This is a genomic window from Citrobacter sp. S55_ASV_140, assembly GCF_018919505.1.
Lineage (GTDB): Bacteria > Pseudomonadota > Gammaproteobacteria > Enterobacterales > Enterobacteriaceae > Citrobacter > Citrobacter werkmanii.
Genome location: NZ_JAHLQZ010000292.1, coordinates 1 through 3,572, shown reverse-complemented (window position 1 = coordinate 3,572; position 3,572 = coordinate 1). Strand labels below are relative to the sequence as shown.

Genomic DNA, 3,572 nt, shown 5'->3' with positions numbered 1-3,572 from the left:
ATCAAAGACTGGTGCTGACTGAAAGTGAAAACCGCATGGCGGGGATGCCATGCGGCAATGTGGTTACTGACTGAAGAAGGCGCGCTGTATAGCCAGTTCAACGCCGCGTACTTCAGCCAGGCCCTTAAGGCGACCAATAGCGGAATACCCTGGGTTAGTTTTCTTTTTCAGGTCATCAAGCATTTGATGACCATGGTCGGGTCGCATGGGGATAAGTGAGGCGTTGCCTTCAGCTTTACGCCGCTGTTCTTCTTCGACTATCGCTTTCACTACGCTGTACATATCGACATCACCGGAGAGATGCGCTGCCTCATGGAAGGTTTTGGGATTCTCTTCGCGTTGTGTGGAACGCAGGTGCGTAAAGTAAATTCGCGGACCGAACTGTTTGATCATCTCAACCAGATCGTTGTCTGCGCGGACGCCGTAAGATCCGGTACACATCGTAAAGCCGTTGGCCGCACTGTTTACGGTATCCACCATCCACTGCATATCTTCTATAGTAGAAACGATGCGCGGCAGGCCAAGAATCGGGCGCGGTGGATCGTCAGGATGAACCGCCATTCGTACTCCTACCTCTTCAGCGACTGGGATAATGGCTTTCAGGAACCAGGCGAAATTTTCCCGTAGGACCGCTTTGTCGATATCTTTATAGGTTGCAAGGTGGCTACGGAATTGGTCCAGCGTATATCCTTCCTCGGCACCTGGCAGACCGGCAATGATATTGCGCGTCAGCCGGGCTTTGTCCTCTTCGCTCATATCCGCAAAACGCTGGTGAGCCTGGGCAATTTCCTCCGCGTTGTAGTCCGCTTCCGCACCAGGGCGCTTGAGGATATGCAATTCAAATGCGGCAAACTCAATCTGGTCAAAGCGCAGAGCCTTTGAACCGTCGGGTAGCACATACTCCAGGTCGGTACGGGTCCAGTCCAGAACCGGCATGAAGTTGTAGCACACAGTAAAGATGCCGCATTGGGCGAGATTGCGCAGCGTCTGCTGGTAATTCTTGATCCACAGATCGTACTGGCCCGTGTGGGTCTTGATGTCTTCATGGATCGGCACGCTTTCCACGACCGACCAGACCAGACCGGCTTTTTCTACGATCTCTTTGCGTTTGAGAATTTCTTCTACGGACCAGACTTCACCGTTTGGAATATGGTGCAGCGCAGTTACCACACCCGTTGCACCAGCTTGACGAACATCGGACAACGATACGGGATCGTTTGGGCCATACCAACGCCAGGTTTGTTCCATCGCTTTATCTCCTGGAAAAATTAATGAAAGGTCGCATTGATCTTCAGATAGCGTTCCGGGTATTGATCAAGTTCCTTCACGGCGTCAGGCACATCATCAATATTCACTACCTTGCTGACGACATCCGCGGGATTAATGTTCAGCGTGGCCAGCATTTGTAACGCCTCTTCGAATTCACCTGCACTGGTACGCGATCCGCGCAGATCCAGTTCCTTAAACGTGATCAGGTTAGTGGGTAACGATGTCTCCTGTTTTGGCCAGCCGGTGAAAGCAATACGACCTGCAAATGACGCAAGATCCAGAGTTTCGCGAATTGCACTGTTGGCGCCAGATGCTTCGACTACAACCTGCGCCATCGTCCCCTGCGTGATCTCTTTGATCGCCTCAATTACCCGGATGTTCGACGGATTGATGACGTAAGGCACGCCCAGTGATTTTGCGTACTGAAGTCGTTCGTCCACGATATCGATCAGAATGGGTGTCGCACCGTAGCGCAATGCGCTCAGTGCCGCCATCAGGCCAATCGCACCGGCACCAATAATGGCGATATGCTCTCCGGCCGTCAGTTTGGCGCGATGTAGCGCATGCAGTGCGATAGTCAGTGGTTCAGCTAACGGAGCCATCTCTGAGGCGACATCATCAGGGATTTTGTGAATTAAATGTGCGGGGTGAGCAACCACCTCCTGCATTGCGCCATCAATATGCACACCAATTACTTTTAGATTTTCACAACAATTTGTTCTGCCTACTGAGCAAGGGTAGCAATGACCACAATAAATATAAGGATCAACAATAACGCGATCACCTTCTTTAATATTTGCTGGCATGCCCTTGCCTTGTTGAATAACAATGCCAGTGACTTCATGTCCAATAATACGTGGATAGGTTACTAATGGGTTAGTACCACGAAATGCACCAATATCAGAGCCACATATCCCAGCAGCATCAACTTTTATTAGTACTTCATTATCTTTCTTTTCCGGATAATCAACCCAACGGGTTTCAATTTCACCAGGTTTATTGATGTAAACAGCTTTGACTTTCATTTGTTTTTAATCCTTTATTTTTGACAAATACGAATACCAGACAGCTGGAAACAATCGCAATAGCCCCAGCCAGATAGAATGCGTAATCATATTTACCGCTAAACTGGACAATAAACCCGGTGACCAGAGGGCCAATAATTCCGGATATATTTGCCAGTCCATGCATGGCACCACCGACGCTGCCCACTTTATCTTTGTGCACGACATCCTGAATAACTGCCCAATATATAGGTCCAGTCAAATACAGCAGGAATAACGAGACTGACATCAGTCCAACGGCACTGCCGATAGTCGTAACCGTTCCTGAAACCGCCACACAGATCGCCGCGCCAGCCAGGCAAACACCGAGAATAAGACGGCGAGAAAGTAGGGCATTTCCTGTAATGCGATAGATAAAATCAGAACATACTCCGCCCAATACCATACCGATCGCGCCAATTACCCACGGGATGACGGTTGCAATACTAATTTCTTTAATATCAAGGTGTAGAGAGTGGTTAAGATAGCTTGGAAACCAGGTCAGGAAGAAAAAGAGTATGTAGTTATAACTGAAGAAGGCCAGTGTCGTTGCCCACACCATAGGCTGCTTCATGTAGTAACCGAGAGAAGGCATCGCTTTACCGTCATCCGCTAAAATGATGTCATCATGGTTTTCAAAATCGACACGTTCTTCCGGGGCGAGGTGTTTACTTTTTGAAGGTTTATCACTGGCAGTGAAATACCATAGTAATACCCAGACTAAACCGAACAGGAAAATGATACCGAATGCCGGACGCCAGCCTAATGAAAGCGCCAGCATGCCAACTACCGGACCAGAAATCGCGCCACCTAACGGTGAACCTGCGCTAAAAATACCAATCGCAGTTGCAGATTCCTTGCGTGAAATCCAGTTATTGATGATTTTATTTCCGGCCGCGCTGACCGGTCCTTCAGCCATGCCGAATAACACGCGAACAGCCAGCATAGTCCATAAGCCAGTAACCAGACTGGTCATCCCACAAAATAATGACCAGAGTAACGCGGCGACCAGAAATACTGTCTTGGGGCCAAATCTGTCACTGGCCCAGCCACCGATAAAGTTAAATAGAGCATAACCAACAAAGAATGCGCTGAATATCATACCCATCTCAGCAGCATTGAATCCTAATTCCTTTTCGATGAGTGGAGCAGTGATCGACAATGCTGAACGATCCATATAGTTAAGCATGTAAACTATAAAAAGAAGAAAAACGATAAGCCATCCCATTGTTTTTCTTTTCATGATATATCCTCTTATTG

At 48.4% G+C, this 3,572-nt stretch carries 3 protein-coding genes; all 3 read right to left on the bottom strand.

What is annotated here, in order from left to right; genetic code table 11:
• Positions 1 to 63: 63 nt before the first annotated feature.
• Genes uxuA through KQJ18_RS22610 form a run of 3 tightly spaced genes read right to left on the bottom strand, consistent with a single transcriptional unit; the run spans position 64 to position 3,555 of the window.
• On the bottom strand, positions 64 to 1,248 hold the full coding sequence (gene uxuA, locus KQJ18_RS22620; protein WP_150345531.1) for a mannonate dehydratase: 1,185 nt from the start codon (positions 1,246 to 1,248) through the stop codon (positions 64 to 66).
• Between the two features lie 20 nt (positions 1,249 to 1,268).
• The gene (locus tag KQJ18_RS22615) at positions 1,269 to 2,294 is read right to left on the bottom strand and encodes an alcohol dehydrogenase catalytic domain-containing protein (protein ID WP_038635069.1); all 1,026 of its coding nucleotides are present in this window, start codon (positions 2,292 to 2,294) and stop codon (positions 1,269 to 1,271) included.
• Positions 2,266 to 3,555 carry an MFS transporter gene (locus KQJ18_RS22610; RefSeq protein ID WP_038635066.1) on the bottom strand — a complete coding sequence of 430 codons (1,290 nt, stop codon included), beginning with the start codon at positions 3,553 to 3,555 and terminating at the stop codon, positions 2,266 to 2,268. Before KQJ18_RS22610 ends, KQJ18_RS22615 begins: the two co-directional genes overlap by 29 nt.
• Between the last annotated feature and the right edge of the window lie 17 nt (positions 3,556 to 3,572).